The sequence below is a fragment of the Nonomuraea sp. NPDC049309 genome, assembly GCF_043196965.1.
GTDB classification, from domain to species: Bacteria; Actinomycetota; Actinomycetes; order Streptosporangiales; family Streptosporangiaceae; genus Nonomuraea; species Nonomuraea fastidiosa.
In genome coordinates this window covers 420647-445691 of the sequence record NZ_JBICSH010000002.1, presented here as the reverse complement: position 1 = coordinate 445691, position 25045 = coordinate 420647, and the positions used below count along the sequence as shown (strand labels likewise).

The following is a 25045-nucleotide window of genomic DNA, read 5'->3' as shown; positions in this document are numbered from 1 at the left end:
GACCCACCCCGCAAAGCCTCAATCCCCGGTGTCACCCGCAACGCCCAGCCCGCCCCTCAACCTCCTCTGACCCCGATGAGAACCCGAGGGACCCATCGATGCTCCCCGTGCTGTCAGCCCTGTGCGCCGCCATGTCCGCCTGGCTCTGGCTCTCCCCGCGGACACCCGCTGAGCGCCTCGCCCGCCTACGCCCGCAACCGAGCACCACCCACCCCGTACCGGAGGAAGGCAATGCCCACCCACCAGCCCCAGACCCCACCTGGCCGGATCCCACCAGCCGCCGCATCACGAAGCGAGCGACCATCCCGGCAGCGGGCATGGGCCTGCTCGCCGCAGTCCTGATCGGTGGCGTCCCAGGCCTGATGACCGGCGCGCTCATCGCCCCGGCCGTGGCCTTCTACCTCCACCGCAAAACCCCGCCACACTCCCAGGACGATCAGCGCAGAATCACCGCCGACCTCCCCTTCGCCGCCGACCTGATGACGGCCTGCCTTCGAGCAGGACGCCCGGTGAGCGCCGCCACCGAGATCGCCGCGACCGCGATCGGCGGCCCCTTGGGCGAGCGCCTGATGTGGGTCAGCACCCAGCTCCGTCTGGGCGCCGACCCGGAGCCGACCTGGGCCTACCTGGCCAAGGACCCGTCGCTCGGCAATCTGTCCAGAGCCATGAGCCGGGCCGCTCTAAGCGGCGCCCCCGTGGCCGACGTACTGACGCGCCTCGCCGACGACGCCAGAGAAGCGTCCAGAGCGGCCTCGGTCGCCGCCGCGAGGAAAGTGGGCGTGAAAGCGGTGGCACCGCTGGGCCTGTGCTTCCTGCCGGCGTTCGTACTCCTCGGAATCATCCCCGTGGTGGCCGGCCTGGCATCGTCCGTCGTCCTGCCCTGAACATGGGCCAACCGGCCGGGGCGAGCAAGACCGAGCTGGAGATCGCGACCCGGCCGCGAATTCCGGAGCCCAAGCATCAGGACTGACAGACCCAGAGCCCACGCAGCAGGACTGGCGGAGCCCAGAGCCTACGCAGCAGGACCGGCGCAACCCGCAGACCAAGCATCAGGGTTGGTTGGTACAGCCCGGAGCCCAACCATCAGGCAGCCGCCCAGCGGCGCAGCACGGCTACGAGCCAGACGTACCGATCAACCGCGCACGAAGCTCAGCCACATCCCCATCCGTAAGCCCCGCCGCTCGCAGATGCTTCTCCACATCCAGCCCGTCCAACGCGTCAAGAAGCGCATCCCGGACGGTGGTGCCTTTGCGAGCGAGAATCCGCTGGATCTCCTCGGTCTGATCCGCAATGCCAAGAGCCCGGAACAAGCGTGGCAGCCGGGCCGTGCTCAGCTCATAGTCATCGGCGATGTCCTCGGGCGCGACCCCGGCCAGCGCCAGCACCAGCATGACGATGAGCCCGGTCCGATCCCGCCCGAGCCCGCAGTGCACCAGCACCCCTCCAGACCGGGCACGTGCGATGGCCGCGACGGCGTCGGCGCACAGCCGCGCCTTCCGCTCGATGAAGATCCGATAGTAGAGCGGGGACCCGTCGAGCTCGTTCTCCCAGATCTCGTTCCAGAACGCCGTGTCCGCGGAGTCGTCCAGCGGCACGTGAACGGTCGTCAACACCTCAGGCCGAGGATGTGCGTCGCCGCGGCGCTCGTCTTCGTTCCGGAGATCGATGATGGTCCGAACGCCGTGATCGACGAGCGCCCGCCACCCCTCCTGGGTCAGCCGCTCCGGGCTATCAGACCGGATCAATGCCCCCGTACGGATGACCCCGCCGCCACGCACGGGGAGCCCGCCGAGGTCTCGTGCGTTGAAGCACCCTTCCCAGTCGACGTGCCGCTCATCGCGCACAGACCCTCCCAGGGACGAAGCCAATGGGGGCGAAAGCCGCACTTCGCCCACCGCCACTGATCAATAAGACAGAGCCGGCCTCACTTCGGTTCACCCTCACCCGTACGTGGATCGACCGCCCTCATCCGGACGTCGATCGGCCCCGTCATCTGGACGTCGATGGGCCGCCGTCACCTGGGTATTGATCGGCCCCGTCATCCGGACGTCGATCGATCGCTGCCACCTGGGTATTGATCGGCCGCCATGCCGCCGAAGCCGATCTCATTGCCTTCGGGGTCTTCGTAGATGACCTTGGTGACGCCGTTGTCGTACGTCTCCCGCTTGACCGGCTCGATGCCGCGCCCTGCGATCGCCGCCACCCGCCCGCTCAGGTCCTCGACGAACGAGAGCACCAGCGCGTTTCCCGCGCGTTTCGGATCGTGGACGACGTAGACGTACCGATGCTCGGCGAGCTCCCATACGGCCTCGATGTCGTTCGGCACGAACGACGGCGGCCCGCCGAACAGCCGCTCGTACCACCGCAACGCCGCCTGGTAATCGCTGACGGGGATGCCGGCGAAGAGATCAAGCGCCATGTTGTCCTCCACGTACAGTCGCGTGCCGAAGCAGACCCCCGCGCTACCAAAAACTCATCGCGACAAGCCGCCCCAGGAACCGGCCAACCGAGCCCAGTAACTGGTCGGCCGCCCCCAGGGAACAGACAGCCGAGCGCAGAGATCGGTCGGCCGAAGCGCAGGGGACGGCTGGCGAAAGCACAGGGGGTCAGCCAAGGCACAGAGATCGGCCAGCCGAGGCGCAGGGGCCGGCCAGCCGAGGCGCAGGGGCCGGTCGGCCGAGGCGCAGGGGCCGGTCGGCCGAGCCCAAGACAAGCCGGCCGGCAACTCACGGGACAGAACCTGCCCGTCCACAGACCACACCCTTCCAAGGGCCTCATCCACAGAACCCCGTTCGAGCCATCTTCCGCCACCCCGCCTCCGCCACCCTTTGAACCCCCGCCGGACAACCCCGGCCCTCAACACCTGGAGGCACGATGCCAAGTCCCGCCACCATGCCAGACGACATCAAAGCCACCCCAGACCACCGCAGGCGCACCACGTTCAAGCACCCGCGCCGGTCCCCGCAGCACAACACGCGACGAGCCACCGCAACCAGCACACCCCGAAGCACGTCATCGACCACCACCGAGGCACCCCACCCAACGGATCACCGATCCGCAGCACGTAACCCGCAAGGCAGCGAACCCCCAACCCCCCATCCGACCAGCTCAGCTGGGCCTGCATCTGACCCGGCGAGCTCGGCTCACCCAGCCCTCCAGCCGACGAGCTCGGCTGGCTTCGTACCCCATCCGACGAGCTCGGCTGGCTTCGTTCCCCATCCGACGAGCTCGGCTGGGCCTGCACCTGACCCGGCAAGCTCGGCTGGGCTTGCACCTGACCCGACGAGCTCAGCTCACCCCACCCCCCACCCGAACAGCAGCGCATCACCCCAACCGTCAGATGCCTCGACGACCGCGCGCGCCCGTCGCACCGCCAGGGGCTCTCGCACCGCCAGAGGCTCATGGCCCAGCGTCGCCCAGTGGCTCCATTACGCGGCCGTCAACCGCGAACGCGGCATGTCCACCGCCGAGTACGCGGTAGGCACGATCGCGGCCTGCGCGTTCGCCGCGCTCCTGTTCAAGGTCGTGAGCAGCACAGAGGTCCAGGAGATGCTGACGTCGCTGATCAACCGAGCCCTCAACACGGCCAAGTAATGACACTGCGCCTCGCGCGGACGCGTAGAGGCATCAGCGGGCAGGCATCGCGAGGTTCGGTCACCGCCGAGACCGCCGCGATGCTGCCCGCCCTCATGGTCGTCCTGGCCGCCGCCCTGTGGGCGATCCAAGCCGTCGGCGTCCAGCTCGAATGCGTGGACGCCGCGCGAGCCGCAGCCCGGGCGGCCGCCAGGGGAGAGCCGCTCGACCAGGTCCGCGACTACGTCCGTGCAGCCACAAGACCGAACGCCGAGATAGCCGTCACCCGCAACCCCGACCTCACCCAGGTGCAGGTCACCGTCGAAGTCCGCCCGCCGTGGGCGGGCTCGCTGCCCGCCGTCCAGGTATCAGCCGCCGCCACCGCGGTCACCGAGCCATGACGACACAGGACCGGAGAAACCAAGTGACCACCACCAGAAGAGCCGCATAAACGCCTCCGAAGGCACCGAGTGCCCGCCACCGAATAAGCCGCGTGATCGTCACCGGAGGAACCTGCGACCACCACAGGAGAAACCAAGTGACCACCACCAAGGAGAACCCACCACTCCACCCCAGGGAGCGCGGGTCGGCCACCCTCTGGGGCGTGGCCCTGATGGGTCTGCTGATGGCGGTCGCCATGGCGTTCGCCACGATCGGCTCCGCACGCGTGGCCCAACACCGCGTCAATAGCGCCGCCGACCTCAGCGCCCTGGCGGCGGCGAAGCTCGCGCTGATCGACCCGGAGGGCGCCTGCGTCCGCGCCGCCGAACTCGCCGCCGAGAACGGCGCCAAGCTGGCCAAGTGCGCAATCACGGAGGACAGAGCCGATGTCTGGACCGCTCTGCCCCTGTCACTCCCGTTGATAGGCCAGATAACGCTGACCGGAAGGTCCCGCGCCGGCCCAGCACCCCCTGCCCTGCCGAACACCCCTCACTAGCGCTCCCCACGCCCCTGACCGGCTCAGGGATGGGAGACCACGAGCCGGCGAAACACCAGACCGAAGGGAGCGACCCTGAACGGCCTGTTCACGCACCAGCGAACGTGACCGTGAGCAAGAAGAGAGGGACCGTCGGGCGTGGATGTCCCGCCGTCGCCGGGGCAGCCGAGCTCATCCTGCCAGCACTGCTGCCGTGGCGGCGTCGGCGGGCAGGAAGGCCTCCAGCTTCAGTTCGGCCGTGACATCCGTGGCCGTGGCGAACGTCGTGATCGTGGTCGTCAGCCGCAGTTCGCCGCGAGCCGAGCGCAGCCGTATGGGCACGGCGAACCGACGTGGTCGGGGCCCGGTTCGGCGGGCGGCACGTACGCGGAGAGTTCGTCGTGCAGTTCGCCGGGAGGAAGGCGCGGCGCGGGAAGGTCCCGGGGCCGGGGGCGGGGGAGGCCGACGCATACTGCCGGGCGACGTACGGGCTGCCGTACGCGACCGTCCGCACCATCCAGGCGATCGTCGCAGGTCCGGCCGAGCAGGTGGTGGCCGCGCTTGCCCGTTACGCCGAAGCCGGCGTGGAGCACCTCGTCTGCCGCATCGCGGCCCCGTCCATGAAAGCCCACATCGAGCAGCTGGAACTTCTCGCCGCCATCGAACGGCCCACCCTCGCCCAGTCGACCCCTCGCTGACCTCCGATCGCCGTCTGAACGAGTACGGCGTTCAAGCCTCGCCGGACGTCACCGATGGTGACCGTTGGGGCGAAAGGGACGAGGTCACAACGATCATGACTTCTTTGGCTTCGTGTCTAGGAGTCGACTGGCTTCCGTAAGGTTCCGCTTACCCCCGGTCCATGACTGTTGCGACAAGGTGTGCGGGAGAGCGGGAACACGGTCGCCAGGGTGCGACCCGAGGTCGTTCGGTGACCGTTATCGGCTGGGCGGACTGCACTTCTGGTCGTCGCAAGGGCGCCCCGAAGGTGCTCAAGCCACGCGATCCTCTCGACGGAGGGAAGCGCCGTGACGGTGGTCGGCAGAGTGATGGTCACGGAGCGATCGCAGCCGGTTCTCTCGCTCTCGGTGCTCCCGTTCACGCGGCCGGTTCTCTCGTGCTCGGTGTTGCCGTTCACGCAGCTGGTTTCCTCGTGCTCGGTGTTGCCGTTCACGCAGCTGGTTTCCTCGTGCTCGGTGCCCCTGCTTACGCAGCTGGTTCTCTCGCGCTTGGCGTCCGTGTTCATGCAGTCGGTTCTTTCGCATCCGGTGTCCCTCTCGGGCATCCGGTCTCCTCGCGTTCGGAGGCCACGCTCACCCAGCCGTGGCGACCAGCCCGCAGTCATGCCCGGCCTGACGCGCAGGGCGCTGGCCCTAGGAGGTGACTATTGAGAAGCCGGGCGGTGGCGGCGGCCGGCCGCGTATTCACCACACAACTGGCGGCGCAATGCGCAGTGTTGGGTAATACGCCCTCGGCTTCGATTCATGAGCGGTATAAGAGTTTTGCCGCCTGTGCCCGGATCTATGGATGGCGATGCAATCTGGGTGGTCCTTCGGAAGGGCATTGATGAATCCGGAAAAGTCGGCCATTGAGGTTATCAGGGGAGCGGGAGAGGCGAGTTCTAGCCGTTTTGCGGAAGAGTGCCCAGGGGCGGGAAAGTGGGGTAAGGCGGATTTCCGCTGCCGATGAGTGAGGCTCTGCGTGAGTTGTTCGGTACAGGCCTGACGGTAGGTGCCGTAGTCGCGACGGCCTTAGGGGCGTGCTCCTTACAGCAGCAGTTGAAGGCGGTGCGCAGCCGCGGTGTTCAGGGCGGTGCGCAGGGGTGGCGTTGATGTGATCGCGTTAGAGCTGGAGGCGCCCGAACGGAGTGGGTGCACCCAAGGGCTGCACCCACTCACTTGGGTCCTCGGGCACACAACTCACCTCGCCCCTCGAGTGCCAAGCCCAGCCCTGCTACACCCAGCTCCACTCAAACCCTGGACCGCACCAGCTCCGCTCGGACCCGGCCCCGCCGCCACCGGCGCGCTGCTGGACCTGCTCGAAGCCGAGGCCGAACGCGTGCTGGAGGAGCTGCTGTAGGTGAACATGCTGCTGCCTGACCGCACCAGCTCCGCTCGGACTTTCGGAGAGCACCAGCTCCCTTGAACTCTTGGACGCACCGACCATCTCAGTCCCTCGGGTGAGCTCAGGATCGGGTGGGGTTGTGTGGCGGGGCGGGGCCGGTTGCCGGAGTGGAGCTTGTACGTCTGAGGGGGCGAGTGAAGTCGGCGCAGCCGAGCGGCTGAGCGGGGTTTGTGCGCCCAGGTGGTCCAGGGGCCCAGGTGGTCCAGGGGCCCGGGGGTCCAGGGGCCCGGGGGTCCAGGGAGCCCAGGTGTCCCGGCTTGGAGTGATGCCTAAGGACGGCTCAGATCTGGTGCTTCGAGGTCTGGCTCTGGGTGTCGTCGTCCGCGCTCCCCTGAGCCCGTCATTCTCTGTCCGTCTGAGTTGCAGGCTGTGGTTCCGACGTCATCCTCACGAGCCCTCGTCACCCCTGGCGACGAGTAGCCCTTACGCGAGAAGGCGCTTTCGTCGCCGTCTCGAAGTAATAACGCAGCCGGGACATTCGGCGCATCTGCGAAGGATGTCCCGGTCTTGAAATGGGCAGTTCAGCGGTGAGCTGAAATGTCCAGCACCGGTGCTGGTGGAGGGGTGGGTTGAGATAGAGTTTAGGGCATCGGGCAGGGCGTTGTGGTGAGATTCGGCGAGCTGCTTCTCATCGAGATTTCTTTTTCGATTACTGCGGGGACAGCAGGGTGTTGAGGAGGCGGATTGCGCCTCTTTTGTCCAAAGGTTCGTTGCCATTACCGCATTTCGGGGATTGGATGCAGGAAGGGCAGCCGCGTTCGCATTCGCAGGACAGGATGGCCTCGCGGGTGGCGGTGAGCCAGTCGGTGGCGCGGGCGTAGCCGCGTTCCGCGAAGCCGGCGCCTCCCTCGTGGCCGTCGTAGACGAAGACGGTGAGCAGGCCCGTGTCGGCGTGCAGTTCGGTGGAGACGCCGCCGATGTCCCAGCGGTCGCAGGTCGCGAAAAGCGGGAGCAGGCCGATGGAGGCGTGCTCGGCGGCGTGGGCGGCGCCGCCGAGGTCGATGCCGGTCTCGGCGAGCGGGGCCACGGCCGAGGCGGGCAGCGTCCACCAGACGGCGCGGGTCCGGAGGGTGCGGGGCGGCAGCTCCAAGGGTTCGTCGCCGAGTGATTCGCCAGATTGGAGGCGCCTCTTCAGGTACGAGACGACTTGCCGGGTCACCTCCACCTCGCCGAAGTGGAGGGTGCCGGTGCCCAGAGGTTGGGATCGTTCTGTGGAAAGGATGGAGATGTCGGTGATGTCGCGGGCGAAAGTCGTGTAGTCCGGGTCGGCGCTGGAGACCAGGGCCACTCCGGCCTCCAGGTCCAGGAGCTCCACCAGGAACGTCTCGCCCTGGTGCAGGTAGATCGCGCCCGTGTGCACGGTGGTGTGCGCGGAGGGCTCGTCCACGCTGCCCAGGAGACGGCCTGTGGACGACTCCACGACCTGGATCGGATTGCCGCCTCCGCCTCGGATGTCGGCGAGGTCCGTGGCGCGTTCGCGCTTGGTCCAGAACCATCCGGCCGGACGCCTCCTGAGCATGCCCTCCGCCACCAGGTCCGCGAGCACCTTGGCGGTGGTCGGGCCGAAGATGGGCAGGTCGTCCTCGGTCAGCGGGATCTCGGCCGCGGCGGCGCAGAGGTGAGGGCCCAGCACGTACGGGTTGTCGGGGTCGAGGACGATCGCCTCCACCGGGCGGCCGAACAACGCCTCCGGGTGGTGCACGAGGTAGGTGTCCAGCGGGTCGTCCCTGGCGATCAGTACGGCCAGCGCGTCTTGGCCGTCGCGGCCCGCCCTGCCCGCCTGCTGCCAGAACGAGGCGCGGGTGCCCGGCCAGCCGGCGATCAGCACGGCGTCGAGGCCTGAGACGTCCACGCCGAGCTCGAGGGCGTTGGTGGTGGCCAGTCCCATGATCGTGCCTTCGCGCAGCGCCTTCTCCAGGAGGCGGCGGTCCTCGGCCAGGTAGCCGGCCCGGTAGGCGGCGATCTTGTTGGGGAGGTCGGCGAGGTCGTTGAAATCTGTCTCGGCCTGCTCCGGGATCGCCCAGGCGAGGGAGGACGGCGACTGCTCCGGGTGCGCGGAGGGCTGGGCGCGGTGGTTCTGGCCCGCGGCGGTGGCGGTCGGGGTGGCCGGGGATGGCTTGCTGGGGCGGTCTGCGGGCTCCGGGCCCTTGCCGGATGAGGCCGGGGGCTCGGTCGTGCTCCGCGAAGACGGGGGTTCGGTCGTGCTGGGCAACGGCGAGGACTCGCTCGCGCTGGGTGAGGGGGTGTGCTCGGTTGCGTGTGGTGTGGGCAGCCTTTCGCCTGCGTCGGGCGTGGACGAAAGCTTGGTGGTGGTGGGAGAGGGCGTGCGCTCGGTCGAGTGCGGCGAGGGCTGGGCTTCGGCTGGGCCGGGCGCGGGCTCGGTGGCGGTGGGTGAAGGCGTCTGCTCGGTTGTGGAGGGGGAGGGCGTGCGCTTGGTTGCGTGTGGTGAGGACTGGGCTTCGGCTGGGCCGGGCTGGGACGAGGGGTCGGCGGTGGCGGGGGAGAGGGCGGGCTTCGGGGTGGTTTGACGGTGGGTGGGGGTGTAAGGGAGACGGTGGGTGGGGGTGTAGGGGAGGGAGAAGGCCACGTCGGCGAGCTTGGCGCGGGCGGTCAGGGCGACGGTCTCCGCGCCTCGGCGGGAGCGGACGAAGGCGAGGGTGCGTACGTCGGCCAGGACGAGGTCCGCGAGCAGGTCGGCGGCCTCCGCGGTGGCGGTCCGGCGTACGGGAGCGCCGCCCTCGCCCCGCAGCTCGGTCAGGGGCGGCTCCCAGAGGGCGAAGGTGGTCGCGCCCTTGGGGGAGGCGTCCACGGTCACCTCGTCCATCTCGAGGCCCGTCAGCCGCCTGCCGAAGACGCCGGGCTCGCTGGCCGTCGCCGAGGCGAGGATGAAGGTGGGCCGGGAGTGGTAGCGGGCGCAGGCGCGGCGGAGGCGGCGCAGGATCTGGGCGACGTGGGAGCCGAAGACGCCGCGATAGCCGTGGCACTCGTCCACGACGACCAGGCGCAGGCGGCGGAAGAACGACGACCACTGCGAGTGCCGGGGGAGGATGCTGCGGTGCAGCATGTCGGGGTTGGTCAGCACGTAGTTGGCGTGCTGGCGCACCCAGGTGCGTTCCTCGAACGGGGTGTCGCCGTCGAAGGTGGCCGCGCGCAGTTGCGTGATGCGCAGCTCGCGCAGGCTGCGGAGCTGGTCGGCGGCCAGGGCCTTGGTGGGGGTCAGGTAGAGGACGGTGCCGCCGTCGAGGCAGGCGGCCACGGCCGGGGTGAGGTACGCGAGCGACTTGCCCGACGCCGTACCCGTGGAGATGATCACGTTTCGGCCACGGAATGCCAGGTCGGCGGCCTCGTACTGGTGAGGCCAGAGTCCTGTCACCCCGCGGTTCGCCAAGCGCGTAACGAGGACCTCCGGAGCCCAGTCCGGCCAGCGCACTTGACCCGCCTGACGTGCGGGAACATGCTCCACGTGGGTGACACGCTCACGACGCGAGGGCACTCCGAGCAGGTGGCGGAGGAGTGATGCCGTCTGTTCTGGGGAGGATCCGGTGGAAGTCACTGTTTCCAGTCTTGCATCCGTGGGCAAAGTCGCCGGGAATCGTGATTTCGTATAGACACAAGCCAGGCGCGTGGTTGAATGCCGCGCGTCAGGGTCGGACAGTCTGGGGCTACGCTCCAGATTGCCAGGCCGGCAAGAGTACTTTCGCAGGCGAGGCGCTGGAGGATCTGTGGATCTGAAGTTGGATCACCGCACCGAGGACCGACTCACCATCGTCGAGGTCGAGGGTGAGATCGATGTCTACACGGCGCCGAGATTGCGTGAGCTCCTCATCGATCTGGTCAACAAGGGCAACTTCCACCTTCTTGTCAACATGGAGAAGGTCGACTTCCTCGACTCCACGGGCCTCGGTGTCCTGGTCGGGGGGCTCAAGCGGGTTCGCGCGCACGACGGTTCGCTCGAGCTGGTCTGCACGCAGGAGCGCATCCTCAAGATCTTCCGGATCACCGGTCTGACCAAGGTCTTCGGGATCTACGCTTCGGTCGACGAGGCCAAGGAAGCTCACGGCAAAGACAAGTAGCATGGCTACCGTCGAGCTCACGTTCAGCGCTCTCCCCGCACACGTGCGCACCGCACGGCTGGTCGCGACGGCGATCGCCCGCCGCACCGGTGTGGACGAGTCGATGCTGGACGAAGTCCGGCTCGCCGTGGGTGAGGCGTGCTCCCGGGCAGTCGAGGCGCATCGAGCGCACTGTCCGGGCGAGCCCATTCGCATCGAGCTACGTGACGATTCAGGGCGTTTCGAAGTCACGGTCAGTGATTCGGCCCCCAGCGAGGAGATCAAGCAGGAACAACCGCTCGATCTGGGCATGCTCTCCGACTCGTTCATGTCGGACTTCGGGATCGCGGTCATCGAAGGACTGGCCGACGATGTCGAGGTCTATCCCACGCCCAAGGGGACGAACATCCGGATGAGCTGGCCGGCCGCCGTCAGCAACAGCGGGACCGGCACTGGTACCGGTACCGGGACTGCCGCCTTCTGACTCAGGGGTGGGTCGCGCCCTTCGCCCCCGGTGGTGGAATTCGCCCCGTTTGTCGTGAGGGGTCGTGTTCGCGCTCCGTGTCTGAGGAAGGGCTGAGGGCGCGGTTCTGCGTCAGGCGTCGGAGGGGTTCGTTCCCTACGCGGCCGTCCGGCCGTTGTCTGCGCGCCGTCCAGGTCGTCGTTCACGCGCCGTCCGGGTCGTCGTTCACGCGCCGTCCGGGTCGTCGTTCACGCGCCGTCCGGGTCGTCGTTCACGCGCCGTCCGGGTCGTCGCTCATGTGGCGTCCGGGTCGTCGTCTACGTGGCGTCCGGGGGGCGTCTACGCGGCATTCAGGTCATTGCCTATGCGCCGTCCTGGTCGTCGTCTAAGGGGCGTCTGGGTCGTTCCTGCGCAGCCTCAAGGGGTTCGGTGTCTTATGTGGCCTCTGAGGGCTGCGGGGCTCGGGATTGGGGTTTCGGGTTCGGGTGGGGTTTCTCGTCCGTTGAGGGCGCTTACAGGGCCTCTGGTAGGGCTTTTCGGGCTCTCCGGGGGCTTTCCGCTTGTTCGGCCTGTCGGGGCCGTTCGGCCGGGCTTTCGGTTTCTTCTGGCGGAAGGTCTTTGGGGTTCTCAGGGCTGTACGTCGGGGTTCGAGGGTCGCTCGTGGTGAGGCCGGCGGCATGATCCAGCAAGGGTGCAGGCCTGTCTTCGTATGAGCGAGGGGTCGGCTCAGCCGTGGTGTGAGGGGAGAGCGTGGAAGCCGGCCTGGTCGGGGTGAGTGTGAGCGCCGGAGTGTTCTTGGCGCGGAGGGCGGTCCGGGCGGTGGTTCAGGTTGGTGGTCGGGACGGCGGTTCGGTTGGTGGTCCGGGCGGCGCTTTGGGCGGCGGCTCAGGCGGAGGTCGGTTTCGTTACGTGGTGGTGTGGCGCTCTCGTCCCCGTCGACGGTTGAACGGGCGGGTGCCGGCGTGCGGAGCCGGAAGTGAGGGCTGTGGAGACTTCGGGCAGCGGCCTGGGGCGAGCCGCGGCGTGGCGAGGCGGCACCCGGGCGGCGAGCGGGCAGTGAATGGAGGGCGCCAACGAGCGGCTTACAGACGGTGAGTAGGCTGCGAGCGAGCAGGGCGCCGGTGGCGCGGCCGGGGCAGTGCACTTGCAGCGCGGGAGCGCGCCGGATGCCAGTGGCGCGCGGGAGCGTGGGATGCCGGCGGCGCGCGGGGGAGTGCGGGCGTCGGTGGTGCACCGGCCGCGCGCCGGGCGCGGCACACCGGCGGTGGCCAGGCAGAGCGCCGGCGGTGGGCAGGCGGGGCGCCGGCGGCGGTGGGCAGGCAGGGCGCCGACTGCGCGCGGGCGCGCGGTGAGTGGGCGTCTCGCAGCCGGGGACGGGCGTCGGCGGTGAGGCGGACGGGGCGCCGGAAGGCCGGAGAATACGGGGTTTCCGGCCGTCCGAAATTGCGGCTTGCAGTGACCGTAAAACCTTGGAAATTTATCCAGTCAGATCCCAAACCCGGGCACTGTCAGGGGATTACTAGACACTCGCACAATTAGCGACCCTCAGAGCCTTCATATCCGCCGACTGCCTGCGTAGACTCCCGGCACCGGCCAAGGTGATCCAACGCGGATTCAACCGGAAGCGGCACCCACAACCCGGACGGTGCCGCGAACACCCGCCGAGGAAAACTGCAGCACCGCCCGGGCAGGACGACCGGTCTTGCCGAGGAGAACGATGAGCAGGCACATGCTGGCACTGGAGCCAGCGTCCAATCTGGTTCTGAGCGGAAACAATCTCACCATCGTGATCGTGGTCGCCGCGGTCGCACTCATCGCGCTAGCCGTCGCCGGTGGCCTGGTGCGCGAAGTGCTGTCCAGCGGCCAGGGCACCGAACGAATGCAGAACATCGCCCGCGCCGTCCAGGAGGGCGCCGCGGCCTACCTCGCCCGTCAGTTCCGCACGTTGGCGATCTTCGTCATCGTGATCCCCTTCCTGCTTCTCCTGCTACCGGGAGAGATGGACGTACGCATCGGTCGCTCCATCTTCTTCGTGGTCGGGGCGGTCTTCTCCGCGCTGACCGGGTTCATGGGCATGTGGCTGGCGGTACGCGGAAACGTGCGCGTCGCCGCCGCGGCCAAGGAGTCGGGCGAGAAGCGGGCCATGCGCATCGCCTTCCGCACCGGCGGCGTGGCCGGCATGTTCACCGTGGGCCTCGGCCTGCTGGGCGCGGCGGTCGTGGTCTTCATCTACCAGGGCGACGCGCCGGGCGTGCTGGAGGGCTTCGGCTTCGGCGCGGCGCTGCTGGCGATGTTCATGCGCGTCGGCGGCGGCATCTTCACCAAGGCCGCCGACGTCGGCGCGGACCTGGTCGGCAAGGTCGAGCAGGGCATCCCTGAGGACGACCCGCGCAACGCCGCCACGATCGCCGACAACGTGGGCGACAACGTCGGCGACTGCGCCGGCATGGCGGCCGACCTGTTCGAGTCGTACGCGGTCATGCTGGTCGCGAGCCTGATCCTGGGCCGGGTGGCGTTCGGCGAGGAGGGCCTGGTCTTCCCCCTCATCGTCCCGATGATCGGTGTGATCACGGCGATCATCGGTATCTTCGTCACCGGCCTGCGCGACCGCGACCGCAGCGGCATGGCGGCCATCAACCGCAGCTTCTTCATCTCCGCCGCGATCTCGGCGGTGCTCGTGACCGCGGCGGCGTTCTGGTACCTGCCGAGCAGCTTCTCCGGCCTGAGCGGCTCCGCCGTGCAGTCGGACGCCGACCCGCGGCTCATCGCGATCGGCGCGGTGCTGATCGGCCTGGTGCTGGCCAGCGCGATCCAGCTGCTCACCGGCTACTTCACCGAGACCAACCGCCGCCCGGTGAAGGAGATCGGGGAGAGCTCGGTCACCGGCCCGGCCACCGTCATCCTGGCGGGCATCAGCGTCGGCCTGGAGTCGGCGGTGTACTCCGCGCTGATCATCGGCGGCGCCGTCTACGGCGCGTTCCTGCTCGGCTTCGGGAACGTGACGATCGCGCTGTTCGCGGTGGCTCTCGCGGGCACCGGCCTGCTGACCACGGTCGGCGTCATCGTCTCGATGGACACCTTCGGCCCGGTCTCCGACAACGCGCAGGGCATCGCGGAGATGTCCGGCGACGTCGAGGGCGAGGGCGCGCGGGTGCTGACCAGCCTCGACGCGGTCGGCAACACCACGAAGGCGATCACCAAGGGCATCGCCATCGCCACGGCGGTGCTGGCGGCGACGGCGCTGTTCGGCGCGTTCCGCACGGCGGTGGAGACCGAGCTGACCGCGGCCACGGCGGCGGTCAAGAACGCGCTGGGCACGTTCTCGACCTTCAGCCTCAGCATCGACCAGCCGAACGTCCTCGTCGGCCTGGTCATCGGCGCCGCGGTGGTGTTCCTGTTCTCGGGCCTCGCCATCATGGCGGTGGGCCGGGCCGCGATGCGGGTGGTCTTCGAGGTGCGCGACCAGTTCCGTAACAAGCCCGGCATCATGGACGGCACCGAGAAGCCCGAGTACGGCCGCGTCGTGGACATCTGCACCCGCGACTCGCTGCGCGAGCTGGCCACCCCGGGTCTGCTGGCGGTCATGACGCCGATCGCGGTCGGGTTCGCGCTGGGGTACGCGCCGCTCGGCGCCTTCCTGGCCGGAGCGATCGCGGCCGGCACGCTGATGGCCGTCTTCCTCGCCAACTCCGGCGGCGCCTGGGACAACGCCAAGAAGCTCGTCGAGGACGGCCACCACGGCGGCAAGGGCTCCGAGGCGCACGCCGCCACCGTCATCGGCGACACGGTCGGCGACCCGTTCAAGGACACCGCCGGTCCCGCCATCAACCCGCTGATCAAGGTGATGAACCTGGTGGCGCTGCTGGTGGCGCCGGCCGTGGTGCTGTACGCGGGCAACCCGGCCCTGCGCATCGGCGTCACCGTGGTCGCGGTGGCGGTCGTGGTGGGCGCGATCATCGTGTCCAAGCGGCGGTCGGCGACCGTCGCACCGGCGAACGACAACAACCGGGAGCACGAGCCCGTCGCTTCGTGACGCATCCGGTAGCGGACGCCCGTCCCCGCGGTTCGGGGGCGGGCGTCCGCGTGTGTGGCGGGGGTGGAGCGCGCCGTCAGGGGCCGCGGCGTCCTTTGGAGAGATGGGGCGCCTCCCTTCGGCGCGGAGGGCGTGCGTCCTGCCGGGGAGGGGCGGACGGGTCCGGGAGCGGCGGGCGTGCTTAGCGGTGCGTACGCCGGGCGGGCGGGGAAGGGGCCTGCCCGGCGGGTGTGCTTTTGCGGTGCGTACGCCGGGCGGGTGGGGACAGGACCTGCGGGGGGCGGTGGGAAACTGGGCGCGTGAAGGATGACAATCAGCAGCCCGCCGGTGGCCGGACCCTGGGCTTGATCCTGCTGGTCATGGTCGCCATCCTGGCCGTGATCGTGGGCCTGGCGGTCTGGGCGTCCCGCGGATGAGGGGCGCCGCGGGGATGAAGGGCGCCGCAAGAGTGGCGGGTGCCGCGAGGACGGTGGGTGCCGCAAGACTGATGGGCGCCGCGAGGGTGACGGGCGTCGAGGGGATGAGTTCGTGCGTACGTTGATCGTGCTGCGGCACGCCCAGGCCGCCCACGTGCCGGGCCTGGCCGACCGCGAGCGCCCGCTGACGGACCGGGGCGAGCGGGACGCCGAGCGCGCGGGCGAGGAGATCAGGGCGGCCGGGTTCGTCCCCGACGTGGTGCTCTGCTCGCCGGCGGTCAGGACGCGGCGCACCGCCGAGCTGGCCTTCCCCGGCGTCGAGGTCGGCTACGAGCGGGACATCTACGAGGCGTACCCGGACGAGCTGCTGGAGCTGGTACGCCGCTGCGACCCCGAGGCGGCCACGGTGGTGCTGTGCGGTCACAACCCCGGGGTGCACGAGCTGGCGCTGGGGCTGGCGGGCGGCGACTACGGCTTCGGCCCGGGGTCGTTCGCGGCGATCGCGGTGGAGTCGCCCTGGGAGGAGCTGTCGCCGGGCGAAGGCCGCCTGATCACCCGCTGGACCCCGGGGAAGGACTGAGCCGTCAGGAGGCGGTCAGCACGCCGTCTTCGGCGTCGGCCGCCTCCACCTCGTCGCGCGAGATCCCGAGCAGGTAGAGGATCGAGTCGAGGTACGGCGTGTTGACCGCGGTGTCGGCGGCCTGCCGGACGACGGGCTTGGCGTTGAACGCGATGCCGAGCCCGGCCGCGGCGATCATGTCGAGGTCGTTGGCGCCGTCGCCGATGGCCACCGTCTGGGAGATGGGCAGCCCGGCCTCGCGGGCGAACCGCTCGAGCGCCCGCGCCTTGCCGGGCCGGTCGACGATCTCGCCGACGACGCGCCCGGTGAGCTTGCCGTCGACGACTTCGAGAACGTTCGCGGCGGAGTAGTCGATGCCGAGCTCTTCGACGAGCGCGTCGGTGATCTGGGTGAAGCCGCCGCTGACGATGGCGAAGCGGTAGTCGAGGCGCTTGAGCGTGCGGACGAGCGTGCGGGCGCCGGGCGTGAGCACGACCTGCTTGCGCACCTGCTCGAACACGGACTCGGGCAGCCCCTTGAGCAGGGCGACGCGCCGCTTGAGCGACTCGGCGAAGTCGAGCTCGCCGCGCATGGCCTCTTCGGTGACGCGGGCGACCTCTTCCTGGCAGCCGGCGTGGGCGGCCAGCAGCTCGATGACCTCGCCCTGGATGAGGGTGGAGTCGACGTCCATGACGATGAGCCGCTTGGCCCTGCGGGACAGGCCGGTGCGCTGGACGGCGACGTCGACCTCCTGCTGGGCGGCCTCGGCGGCCAGCTCGACGCGCAGCGCGGCCGGGTCGGCGCCGGAGACGGACAGCTCGATGCAGGTGACGGGCCACTGGGCGAGGCGCTCGATGCGGTCGATGTTGGCGCCCGCGGCGGCGATGCGGCCGGCGATGCCCGCGATGGCGGCGGGGGAGAGCGTGGTGCCGAGCACGCTGACCGACAGGCGGCCGCGGCGGCGCTGCTCCTTGGTCTGGGAGCCGGTGGACAGCTCCACCTCCATGCCGAGGTCTTCGGCGAGGCGCTCCACGGCGGTCCACATGGCGCCGAGCGTGGTGCCGGTGCCGGTGGAGGGCCCGCCCGCGTACGCGACGAGCACGCCGAGCGTCAGCCGGCCTCTGATGACGACCTGCTCGATGTCGGCCACTGTCACGGGGAACTGCGACAGCACGGAGAAGAGCCGGGAGGTGACCCCGGGGCGGTCGGGGCCGGTGAGCGTGATCAGGAGGGTGCGCTGGTCCACATCCAGTCACGGTACTGCGCCCGATCCGATGCTCGCGCAGCAGGGCGCGGATTCGGGGCCGGGCGCAGCGTGCGCGGACTCAGCGGACGATCTTGGTCTTGACCGTCTTGGCGTAGCCGTGGACGGGGATGCCGAGCCGGTCCAGCTCCTCCTTGCTCATGTCCTCCATGCCCGTCTGAACGTCGTAGGAGACGATGCCGAGCCGGGCGGTCTGGGTGCCCCTGGCCTTCTTGGTGAGCCGCACGTCGAAGATCATGGCGATGGCCTCGCCCTTCTCCACGACCTTGGGGATGAAGCAGTAGAGCGCCCGGCCGTCGAGCTCGCACTCGGTGCCTTTGACGCTGGAGCGGTAGTAGACCTTCTTCAGGTCGATGCCTTTGGGGAACTCGCCGCCGAGGAAGTAGTAGTCGGCGTAATGGGGGCCCTTGTTCTGGGCGACGACGGTGTAGGAGATCTTGCCGCCGGCCTTGACCTTCTTCGGCGCCTTGACCGACACGTCGAAGACGGAGAAGGGCTCGTTCTTCGAGGCCTGCACGGCGGCGGACACGGGTGCGGCGGTGAGCATCAGGGCGCCGGCGGTTAACGCGGCCGTGGCGACCTTCGGCAGTGTGTTTCGCATGCGAACGTCTCCGTTGCGGACGGGAAACGGGGACGCGTCACCTGAGGCCCCCGTAAATGTTGGCTTTTCCTATCACGGTGGCAAAAAACATGTAAAGGCTATTTCCGCAGAATCAGGTGCGTGTCGCCGAACTCGTGCCACAGGTAGCCCGCGCGTAGCGCCGCGTCGTACGCCCGCGCCAGCGCCCGCTCGCCCGCGATCGCGGCCAGCATCATCAGGTGGCTCGACCGCGGCTCGTGCAGCCCCGTGATCAGCCCGGTGACCGCCCGTACGCCGCCCTGCGGCGTCACCACGTGCCTGGTCCACCCGCCGGCGGCGGTGACCGTTCCCGAGGCGTCCGCGGCCGTCTCGAGGGCCCGTACGACGGTCGTGCCCGCCGCCACCACACGGCCACCGCCGCGCCTGGTGACGTTGACCAGCCGGGCCGTGGCGGCGGGCACCTCGTACCGCTCGGCGTAGGGCGGCTCGTCCTTCTCCGGCGAGGCCACGCCCGTGTGCAGGGTGATCGGCGCGATCCCGATCCCGCGCGAGACCAGCGCGGTCACCAGGGCGTCGCTGAACGGCCGCGCCGCGCTGGGCATCTCCGCGCTGCCCGGCACGGTCGCGAAGACCGTCTGGTACGCCTCGAGCGGCCAGTCGCGCCCGACGTAGGCGTACCGGATCGGCACCCCGTGCACCCGCAGGTACGCCTCCACGTCCCGGTCGAGCGCGGCCCGCCACAGCCGGGGCGTGGCCCGCTCGATGAGCCGCAGCGTGGCGCCTCCCGGCAGCGGCAGCCACTCGCCGGGCTCGCCGCCCGCGTACGGCTCCGTGGCGCCGCCGGCGCGGCGGCGCAGCTCCACCAGCCAGGTGCCGTCCTGCTCGGCGGTGGAGAAGTGCACGGCGAGCCGGTCGAGCCGGACGGCGGCGGGCAGCGTCGCGGAGTTGTTGACCACGATGAGGTCGCCGGGGTCGAGCAGGCCGGGCAGGTCGTGGAAGCGGTGGTGGCTCGGGGCCTGGTCGCCGCGCGTCAGCAGCAGGCGCACGCCGTCCCTGGGCGTGCCGCGCGCCTCGGGCGGCTCGTGGGCCGACAGCTCGGACGGCAGCGAGAAGTCGAGCGCCGCGGTCATTGCAGGCTCACCTTGCCGCTCGCCGGGCGCGAGCTGATCAGGTCGTACAGGGCGGCGGCGACCTTGGCGGGGTCGGTGGCCTGTGCCGCCTCGCCGGCTCCGACGGCGTCGGCGAGCATGCGGGTGTTCATCTCGCCGGGATCGACCCACCAGACGCGCACGGCGGGCTCCTCGGCGGCCAGCACGTTGGACAGCTGCTCCAGCGCGGCCTTGCCGGCTCCGTAGCCGCCCCAGCCCTCGTACGCGCCGGTCGCGGCGTCGGAGGTGACGTTCACGATCGAGCCGCCGGCGGCCCGCAACGCGGGCAGCGTGGCCTGGATGAGCGCGAGCGGCGCGGTCACGTTCGTCTCCAAGGCCCGTCTGAAGGCGTTGAGCGGATAGTCCGCGAGGTGCGGCAGCGGTGTCGCGCCGAGGTCACTGGCGTTGTTGACCAGCAGGTCCAGCTCGGGCGCCGCGGCGGCGAGCCGGGCCACGTGGGCGGGGTCGGTCACGTCGCCGGGGATCGCGGTCGCGTCCAGCTCGGCGGCGGCGCGGTCGAGGTCGGCGCCCCCGCGGGCGGTCAGCACGAGTTTCCAGCCCGCCGCGCCGAGCGCCCTGGCCAGGGCGCGGCCGAGACCGCGGGAAGCTCCGGTGATGAGTGCGGTGTTCGTCATGGGATCGACGCTAGGAACGGGCGGTGCTCCCGGCATCGGGCCACGGGCCCGCCCGCGCCTGGGCACTTCGTCCTAGGACCATAGAGTGAGGCCGTGCCATCCGACAGAGACGAGATCCTTCAGGCGGTGAGCTCGGCCGTGCTCGCGGTCACCCGCCACCTGTCGGTGCGCGAGGTGCTGCAGGTGATCGTACGCTCGGCGCAGCGCCTGCTCGACGCCCGCTACGCCGCGCTCGGCGTGCCCGACGACGACGGCTCGTTCGCCGAGTTCGTCGCCGAGGGGCTGACCGACAAGCAGTGGGAGGCGATCGGGCCGCTGCCCCGCCAGCACGGCATGCTCGGCGCGATGCTCCGCGACGGCAGCCCGGTCAGGCTCCCCGACCTGCGCAAGGACGAGCGGTTCGAGTGGTGGCCCAAGGCCCACCCGGTGATCAAGGACTTCCTCGGCGTACCGATCCGCGACGGCGACGAGGTGCTCGGCATCATCTTCCTCGCCAACAAGCGGAGCGGCGGCGGGTTCACCGAGGCCGACCAGGAGCTGCTGACGCTGTTCGCCGCGCACGCCGCGATCGCGCTCACCAACGCCCGCCTGTACGAGCACAGCCGCGAGCTCGCGATGCTGGAGGAGCGCAACCGCATGGCCAGGGAGCTGCACGACGCGGTCAGCCAGAAGCTGTTCTCGCTGCGGCTGTCGGCGCAGGCGGCGGGCGCGCTGCTGGACAAGGACCCGGGTAAGGCCGCCGCCGAGCTCGACCGGGTCCAGCGGCTGGCCGGCGAGGCGATCTCGGAGCTGCGGGCGGTCATCGTGGAGCTGCGGCCGGCCGAGCTCGACCGCCACGGCCTCAGCGAGACGCTGCGCAAGCACGTGCGCCTGCTCGACCGGCTGCACCCGCCCCTGGTGTCCTTCGAGTGCTGCGAGCTGCCGCCGCTGGCCGCCGAGGTGGAGGTGGCGGTGCTGCGGGTGGCCCAGGAGGCGCTGCACAACGCGCTGCGCCACTCCGGGGCCGGGACCGTACGCGTGCGGCTGGCCCGCGAGGGCGGCAAGCTGGCGCTGACCGTGCGCGACGACGGCTGCGGTTTCGACCCGTCGCAGCCGCAGCGGGGGCTCGGGCTGGTGTCGATGCGCGACAGGGCCGAGTCCGTCGGGGGCGTGCTGGCGGTCGAGTCCGCCCCGGGACAGGGGACGGTCGTACGCATGGAGGTGAGCGGGTGATCCGGGTCCTGATCGCCGACGACCATCCGGTGGTGCGGCAGGGGCTGCGTACGTTCCTCGACCTTCAGGACGACATCACGGTCGTCGGCGAGGCCGGCGACGGCGCGCAGGCGGTCGAGCTGGCCGCCGAGCTCGCGCCCGACGTGCTGCTGCTCGATTTGAAGATGCCGGTGCTCGACGGCCTGGGCGCGCTCGAACGCCTCACCGGCACGCCGACCAGGGTGGTCGTGCTGACCTCGGTGAGCGACCCGGCCGACGTCGGGCCTGCGATGCGGGCGGGCGCGGCCGGCTTCCTCTACAAGGACGTCGATCCCGAGGCGCTCGTGCAGGCCGTGCGCGCGGTGCACGGCGGCCAGGTGCTGCTCGCCCCCGAGGCGGCCGAGGCCGTGCTGACCTCGCCGGGGCCGGCCTCACCGGGGACGGTCTCATCCGGCAACGGCCCCGCCCCCGGCCCGGTGCCGCTGACCGAGCGCGAGCGCGAGGTGCTTGCGCTCATCGCGGCGGGCCGCTCCAACAGGGAGATCGCGCGCAGCCTGGCGGTGGCGGAGAAGACCGTCAAGACGCACGTGTCCAACGTGCTGATGAAGCTCGGCGTGCAGGACCGTACCCAGGCGGCGCTCTACGCCGTACGCCACGGGCTCGGCTGAGTCACTGGTACGAGACGGGTTCGAAGATGGCGTGGTGCGCGGCGATGAGCGCGCGGCGCACCGCGCGGTCCAGCTCGCGCAGCGCCTGCTCGCGTACGGCGAGCTGCCCGGAGGTGAGCCCGCGCGAGTCGGCCAGGCGCAGCACGGCGGCCAGCCGGGTGGCGAGCGTGGAGACCCGGTGGGCGCGCCCGGGATAGCCGGGGGCCAGCTCGCCGCCTCTGCCCAGGCGGCCGGGGCGGTCGGCCGCGGGCCCGTCGACGGAGGTCAGGGCCTCGGTGGCGGCGCGCATCGCGGCGGACAGCTCCCGCTCGGCCTCGGCCAGCGAGGGCAGGTCATGGCGTACGGGTCCGGCGTCGTGCACCTCGAAGCGCACCCCGGAGTACGACGAGCCGCGCAGGTCGGGATGGGGCACCAGGCCGAGGTTGCGGCCGTCGAGCACCGCGATGACGGCCTGCCCGGCGTCGAGCGCGGCGGAGTTGAACGCGGGCGGCCCGGAAAGCCCCAGCGGGTCGCCCGGCGCCGGCAGCGCGAGCCGCAGCTCCCGCAGGCCGTCGGAGCGCAGGTTCGCGAGATGTTCGCGCAGCCGCAGCTCGCCCACGACGGCGGGCCCGGCCGCGGCTTCCACCTGGTCGGCCGCCTCGTCGAGCCCCACGTGGCCCGACAGCCACGCGTTGCCCCAGGCGACCAGTGATGGGCTGACAGTCGATTCAGGGCGCACCGGTCCACGATAAGCGGTCGCCCTGCAATAGGTTTGTCCCCAGGGTCACTCCTAAGGAGGTATCGGGGATGGGTGGAGAGGTGCTGCGGCTCCAGGACGTCGCCGTCAGGCGAGACGGAGCGGCCCTGCTGCGCGGCATCGACTGGACGGTCAACGCCGACGAGCGTTGGGTCGTCATCGGGCCCAACGGCGCGGGCAAGACGACGCTGCTGCAGGTCGCGGCCACGCTGCTCTATCCGAGCGAGGGCCAGGTCGAGGTGCTGGGCGAGCGGCTCGGCCAGGCCGACGTGTTCGACCTGCGGCCGCGCATCGGTCTGGCGAGCGCCGCGCTGGCCGAGCGCATCCCGCCGGAGGAGAAGGTCATCGACCTGGTGCTGACGGCCTCGTACGCGATCATGGGCCGCTGGACCGAGGAGTACGACTCCAACGACGTCACCAGGGCCGTCGAGCTGATCGACATGATGGGCGCCGCCCATCTGATCAGGCGCAGGTTCGGCACGCTGTCGGAGGGCGAGCGCAAGCGCGTGCAGATCGCCCGCGCGCTCATGCCCGACCCCGAGATGCTGCTGCTCGACGAGCCGGCCGCGGGGCTCGACCTGGGCGGCAGGGAGGACCTCGTGCGCCGGCTGTCGCTGCTGGCAGGCGACTACCGCGCGCCGACGATGGTGCTGGTGACGCACCACGTGGAGGAGGTGCCGGCCGGTTTCACCCACGGGCTGCTGCTGCGGCACGGCTCGGTGGTGGCGCAGGGGCCGCTCGACCACGTGATGACGGCCGACAACCTGTCGCAGACCTTCGGGGTGCCGCTGTCGCTGGAGCGCAGCGCGGAGGGCCGCTGGTACGCCAGAGCCCTCTGATCGCCGTTTCGTACGGTAAAAACCGCCCCAAGGGGAAACCCCCTAGGATCTACGGAGTCGGTGTCCTCGGCTTCGGAGCGTCGCCATGTCCGTCGAGCAGCTCGTCGTCGCCGTCGTCGTGGTCGCGGCGGTCGGCTTCGGGGTGGCCCGTACGATCCGCATCATCCCCCAGGCCACGGCCGCCATCGTCGAGCGGCTCGGCCGCTACCACCGCACGCTCTCGCCGGGCCTCAACCTCGTGGTGCCGTTCATCGACCGCATCAAGGACGTGATCGACCTGCGCGAGCAGGTGGTCTCGTTCCCGCCGCAGCCGGTGATCACCTCCGACAACCTCGTGGTGTCCATCGACACCGTCGTCTACTTCCAGGTCACCAACCCCAAGGCGGCCACGTACGAGATCGCCAACTTCCTGACCGGCGTCGAGCAGCTGACGATCACGACGCTGCGCAACGTCGTCGGCGGCATGGACCTGGAGCGCACGCTGACCTCGCGCGAAGAGATCAACACCGCGCTGCGCGGCGTGCTCGACGAGGCCACTGGCAAGTGGGGCATCAGGGTCAACCGGGTCGAGCTGAAGGCCATCGACCCGCCCGCCTCCATTCAGGACTCGATGGAGAAGCAGATGCGCGCCGACCGCGACAAGCGGGCGGCGGTGCTGAGCGCCGAGGGGCAGCGCCAGGCGGCGATCCTGGCCGCCGAGGGCGAGAAGCAGGCGGCGGTGCTGCGGGCGCGCGGCGAGGCGGAGGCGGCCGTGCTGCGCGCGCAGGCCGAGGCCGAGGCGCAGGCGATGCGGGCCAAGGGGCAGGCCGACGCGATCGGCATGGTGTTCAAGGCCATTCACGAGGGCAACCCGACCCAGCAGCTCCTCGCCTACCACTACCTCCAGACCCTGCCGGAGATCGCCAAAGGCGACGCCAATAAAATCTGGATCGTCCCATCCGAAATGGGAAAGGTCCTGGAAAACCTGGGCGGCCTCTTCACACCCCCCAAGGGTTCGGACACCCAGTGAGAGTCCGGCGGGCTGCGCGGTCCTGACCGGGATGATGTGACGGCAGTCCGATCGGGAGGGTCGTGTGACGGGGTGGGAACTGGCCGTCGTCGTCGGCGTCGGTGTGATCGCCGGCGCCATCAACGCGGTGGTGGGGTCGGGGTCGCTGATCACCTTCCCCACGCTGGTGGCGCTCGGGGTCGATCCCGTCGTGGCGAACGTCTCCAACACGGTCGGCCTGGTCCCCGGCTCGTTCTCGGCCGCCTACGGCTACCGCGCCGAGCTGCGCGGCCAGCGCGACCGCCTGCTGCGCCTGGGCGCGGCCTCCACGATCGGCGCGCTGATCGGCGGTGTGCTGCTGCTGTTCCTCGATCCGAGCGTGTTCGAGGTCGTGGTGGTGGTGCTCATCGCGCTCGCCTGCGTGCTGGTCATGGTGCAGCCGAGGCTCAACACGTGGATGGCCGCCCGCCGCGACATGCCGCATCCGCACGGCGGTCCGGCCCTGTGGCTGGGCGTGCTGGGCGCGGGCGTCTACGGCGGCTACTTCGGCGCGGCGCAGGGCGTGCTGCTGATCGGGCTGCTCGGCATCTTCCTCGACGACGGCCTGCAGCGCATCAACGCGGCCAAGAACGTGCTGGCGCTGACCGTCAACGGGGTGGCCGCGCTGCTGTTCGTGATCGTGGCGGACGTCGACTGGCAGGCCGCCGCGGGGGTGGCGCTGGGCGCGATCATCGGCGGCTGGCTGGGGGCCCGGCTGGGCCGCCGCATTCCGGCGCCGATCCTGCGCGGCATCATCGTGTGCGTGGGTATCGTCGCGATAATCGTACTGGTGTACGGATAACTCCGCCTGGGTATGACTTTGT

At 70.2% G+C, this 25045-nt stretch carries 24 protein-coding genes; 15 read left to right on the top strand and 9 right to left on the bottom strand.

The annotated features are described in order from the left end of the window. The first annotated feature begins 317 nt into the window (after positions 1-317). Positions 318-884: a type II secretion system F family protein gene (locus ACGFIM_RS15955; protein ID WP_393200619.1), complete on the top strand. Its 567-nt coding sequence runs from the start codon at positions 318-320 to the stop codon at positions 882-884. 228 nt (positions 885-1112) lie between these two features. Here the strand turns inward: ACGFIM_RS15955 and ACGFIM_RS15950 are convergent, their stop codons facing one another. After that, positions 1113-1844: a tyrosine-protein phosphatase gene (locus tag ACGFIM_RS15950; protein ID WP_393200617.1), complete on the bottom strand. Its 732-nt coding sequence runs from the start codon at positions 1842-1844 to the stop codon at positions 1113-1115. A gap of 194 nt (positions 1845-2038) precedes the next feature. Continuing rightward, positions 2039-2419 carry a VOC family protein gene (locus tag ACGFIM_RS15945; RefSeq protein WP_393200615.1) on the bottom strand — a complete coding sequence of 127 codons (381 nt, stop codon included), beginning with the start codon at positions 2417-2419 and terminating at the stop codon, positions 2039-2041. 1037 nt (positions 2420-3456) lie between these two features. Between ACGFIM_RS15945 and ACGFIM_RS15940 the strand changes: the two genes are divergently transcribed. The 3 genes from ACGFIM_RS15940 (at position 3457) to ACGFIM_RS15930 (ending at position 4510) form a co-directional block, all read left to right on the top strand. Further along, on the top strand, positions 3457-3594 hold the full coding sequence (locus tag ACGFIM_RS15940; RefSeq protein WP_393200614.1) for a DUF4244 domain-containing protein: 138 nt from the start codon (positions 3457-3459) through the stop codon (positions 3592-3594). Then, a complete protein-coding gene (locus tag ACGFIM_RS15935; RefSeq protein ID WP_393200612.1) occupies positions 3594-3974 on the top strand; it encodes a TadE family type IV pilus minor pilin in 381 nt (126 codons plus the stop codon). The genes ACGFIM_RS15940 and ACGFIM_RS15935 overlap by 1 nt, the downstream gene beginning before the upstream one ends. Positions 3975-4111: 137 nt before the next feature. Further along, on the top strand, positions 4112-4510 hold the full coding sequence (locus ACGFIM_RS15930) for an Rv3654c family TadE-like protein (protein WP_393200610.1): 399 nt from the start codon (positions 4112-4114) through the stop codon (positions 4508-4510). Positions 4511-4681: 171 nt separating this feature from the next. On the opposite strand, the gene ACGFIM_RS15925 is transcribed toward ACGFIM_RS15930, so the two are convergent. Next, entirely contained in the window at positions 4682-4831 is a 150-nt protein-coding gene (locus tag ACGFIM_RS15925) for a hypothetical protein (protein WP_393200608.1), read from the bottom strand. Positions 4832-4842: 11 nt separating this feature from the next. Between ACGFIM_RS15925 and ACGFIM_RS15920 the strand changes: the two genes are divergently transcribed. Both ACGFIM_RS15920 and ACGFIM_RS15915 read left to right on the top strand, forming a co-directional pair. Continuing rightward, positions 4843-5187 (top strand): hypothetical protein, encoded by a 345-nt coding sequence (locus ACGFIM_RS15920; protein ID WP_393200606.1) that lies wholly within the window; start codon positions 4843-4845, stop codon positions 5185-5187. A gap of 1234 nt (positions 5188-6421) precedes the next feature. Then, positions 6422-6565, top strand: coding sequence for a hypothetical protein (locus tag ACGFIM_RS15915; RefSeq protein WP_393200604.1), 144 nt, complete (start codon positions 6422-6424; stop codon positions 6563-6565). Between the two features lie 694 nt (positions 6566-7259). Here the strand turns inward: ACGFIM_RS15915 and ACGFIM_RS15910 are convergent. Beyond that, positions 7260-9923: a DEAD/DEAH box helicase gene (locus ACGFIM_RS15910; RefSeq protein ID WP_393200602.1), complete on the bottom strand. Its 2664-nt coding sequence runs from the start codon at positions 9921-9923 to the stop codon at positions 7260-7262. A gap of 409 nt (positions 9924-10332) precedes the next feature. On the opposite strand from ACGFIM_RS15910, the gene ACGFIM_RS15905 reads away from it, so the two are divergent. The 4 genes from ACGFIM_RS15905 (at position 10333) to ACGFIM_RS15890 (ending at position 16154) form a co-directional block, all read left to right on the top strand. Continuing rightward, positions 10333-10683 carry an STAS domain-containing protein gene (locus tag ACGFIM_RS15905; protein WP_043629845.1) on the top strand — a complete coding sequence of 117 codons (351 nt, stop codon included), beginning with the start codon at positions 10333-10335 and terminating at the stop codon, positions 10681-10683. A 1-nt stretch (position 10684) separates the two neighbouring features. Further along, positions 10685-11146, top strand: a complete 462-nt coding sequence (locus tag ACGFIM_RS15900) for an ATP-binding protein (protein WP_393200599.1) — start codon at positions 10685-10687, stop codon at positions 11144-11146. Positions 11147-12854: 1708 nt separating this feature from the next. Then, a complete protein-coding gene (locus ACGFIM_RS15895) occupies positions 12855-15158 on the top strand; it encodes a sodium-translocating pyrophosphatase (protein ID WP_393202564.1) in 2304 nt (767 codons plus the stop codon). A 528-nt stretch (positions 15159-15686) separates the two neighbouring features. Then, on the top strand, positions 15687-16154 hold the full coding sequence (locus tag ACGFIM_RS15890) for a SixA phosphatase family protein (RefSeq protein ID WP_393200597.1): 468 nt from the start codon (positions 15687-15689) through the stop codon (positions 16152-16154). 4 nt (positions 16155-16158) lie between these two features. On the opposite strand, the gene serB is transcribed toward ACGFIM_RS15890, so the two are convergent. From serB to ACGFIM_RS15870, 4 genes are all read right to left on the bottom strand, one after another. Beyond that, positions 16159-17379 (bottom strand): phosphoserine phosphatase SerB, encoded by a 1221-nt coding sequence (gene serB / locus ACGFIM_RS15885; RefSeq protein WP_393200595.1) that lies wholly within the window; start codon positions 17377-17379, stop codon positions 16159-16161. Between the two features lie 79 nt (positions 17380-17458). Next, the gene (locus tag ACGFIM_RS15880) at positions 17459-17998 is read right to left on the bottom strand and encodes a hypothetical protein (RefSeq protein ID WP_393200593.1); all 540 of its coding nucleotides are present in this window, start codon (positions 17996-17998) and stop codon (positions 17459-17461) included. Between the two features lie 98 nt (positions 17999-18096). Next, entirely contained in the window at positions 18097-19107 is a 1011-nt protein-coding gene (locus ACGFIM_RS15875) for an S-adenosylmethionine:tRNA ribosyltransferase-isomerase (protein WP_393200591.1), read from the bottom strand. Continuing rightward, positions 19104-19760, bottom strand: coding sequence for an SDR family NAD(P)-dependent oxidoreductase (locus tag ACGFIM_RS15870; protein WP_393200589.1), 657 nt, complete (start codon positions 19758-19760; stop codon positions 19104-19106). The genes ACGFIM_RS15875 and ACGFIM_RS15870 overlap by 4 nt, the downstream gene beginning before the upstream one ends. Positions 19761-19853: 93 nt before the next feature. Between ACGFIM_RS15870 and ACGFIM_RS15865 the strand changes: the two genes are divergently transcribed. Together ACGFIM_RS15865 and ACGFIM_RS15860 are read left to right on the top strand one after the other, a co-directional pair. Next, a complete protein-coding gene (locus ACGFIM_RS15865) occupies positions 19854-20972 on the top strand; it encodes a GAF domain-containing sensor histidine kinase (protein ID WP_393200587.1) in 1119 nt (372 codons plus the stop codon). Next, positions 20969-21619 carry a response regulator gene (locus ACGFIM_RS15860; RefSeq protein ID WP_393200585.1) on the top strand — a complete coding sequence of 217 codons (651 nt, stop codon included), beginning with the start codon at positions 20969-20971 and terminating at the stop codon, positions 21617-21619. The genes ACGFIM_RS15865 and ACGFIM_RS15860 overlap by 4 nt, the downstream gene beginning before the upstream one ends. Position 21620: 1 nt before the next feature. Here the strand turns inward: ACGFIM_RS15860 and ACGFIM_RS15855 are convergent, their stop codons facing one another. Beyond that, on the bottom strand, positions 21621-22337 hold the full coding sequence (locus ACGFIM_RS15855) for a hypothetical protein (protein WP_393200583.1): 717 nt from the start codon (positions 22335-22337) through the stop codon (positions 21621-21623). 68 nt (positions 22338-22405) lie between these two features. Between ACGFIM_RS15855 and ACGFIM_RS15850 the strand changes: the two genes are divergently transcribed. From ACGFIM_RS15850 to ACGFIM_RS15840, 3 genes are all read left to right on the top strand, one after another. Further along, on the top strand, positions 22406-23194 hold the full coding sequence (locus tag ACGFIM_RS15850; RefSeq protein WP_393200581.1) for an ABC transporter ATP-binding protein: 789 nt from the start codon (positions 22406-22408) through the stop codon (positions 23192-23194). An 85-nt stretch (positions 23195-23279) separates the two neighbouring features. Next, positions 23280-24203 (top strand): SPFH domain-containing protein, encoded by a 924-nt coding sequence (locus ACGFIM_RS15845; RefSeq protein ID WP_393200579.1) that lies wholly within the window; start codon positions 23280-23282, stop codon positions 24201-24203. 64 nt (positions 24204-24267) lie between these two features. Beyond that, positions 24268-25023, top strand: a complete 756-nt coding sequence (locus tag ACGFIM_RS15840; protein WP_393200577.1) for a sulfite exporter TauE/SafE family protein — start codon at positions 24268-24270, stop codon at positions 25021-25023. The last annotated feature ends 22 nt before the right edge of the window (positions 25024-25045 follow it).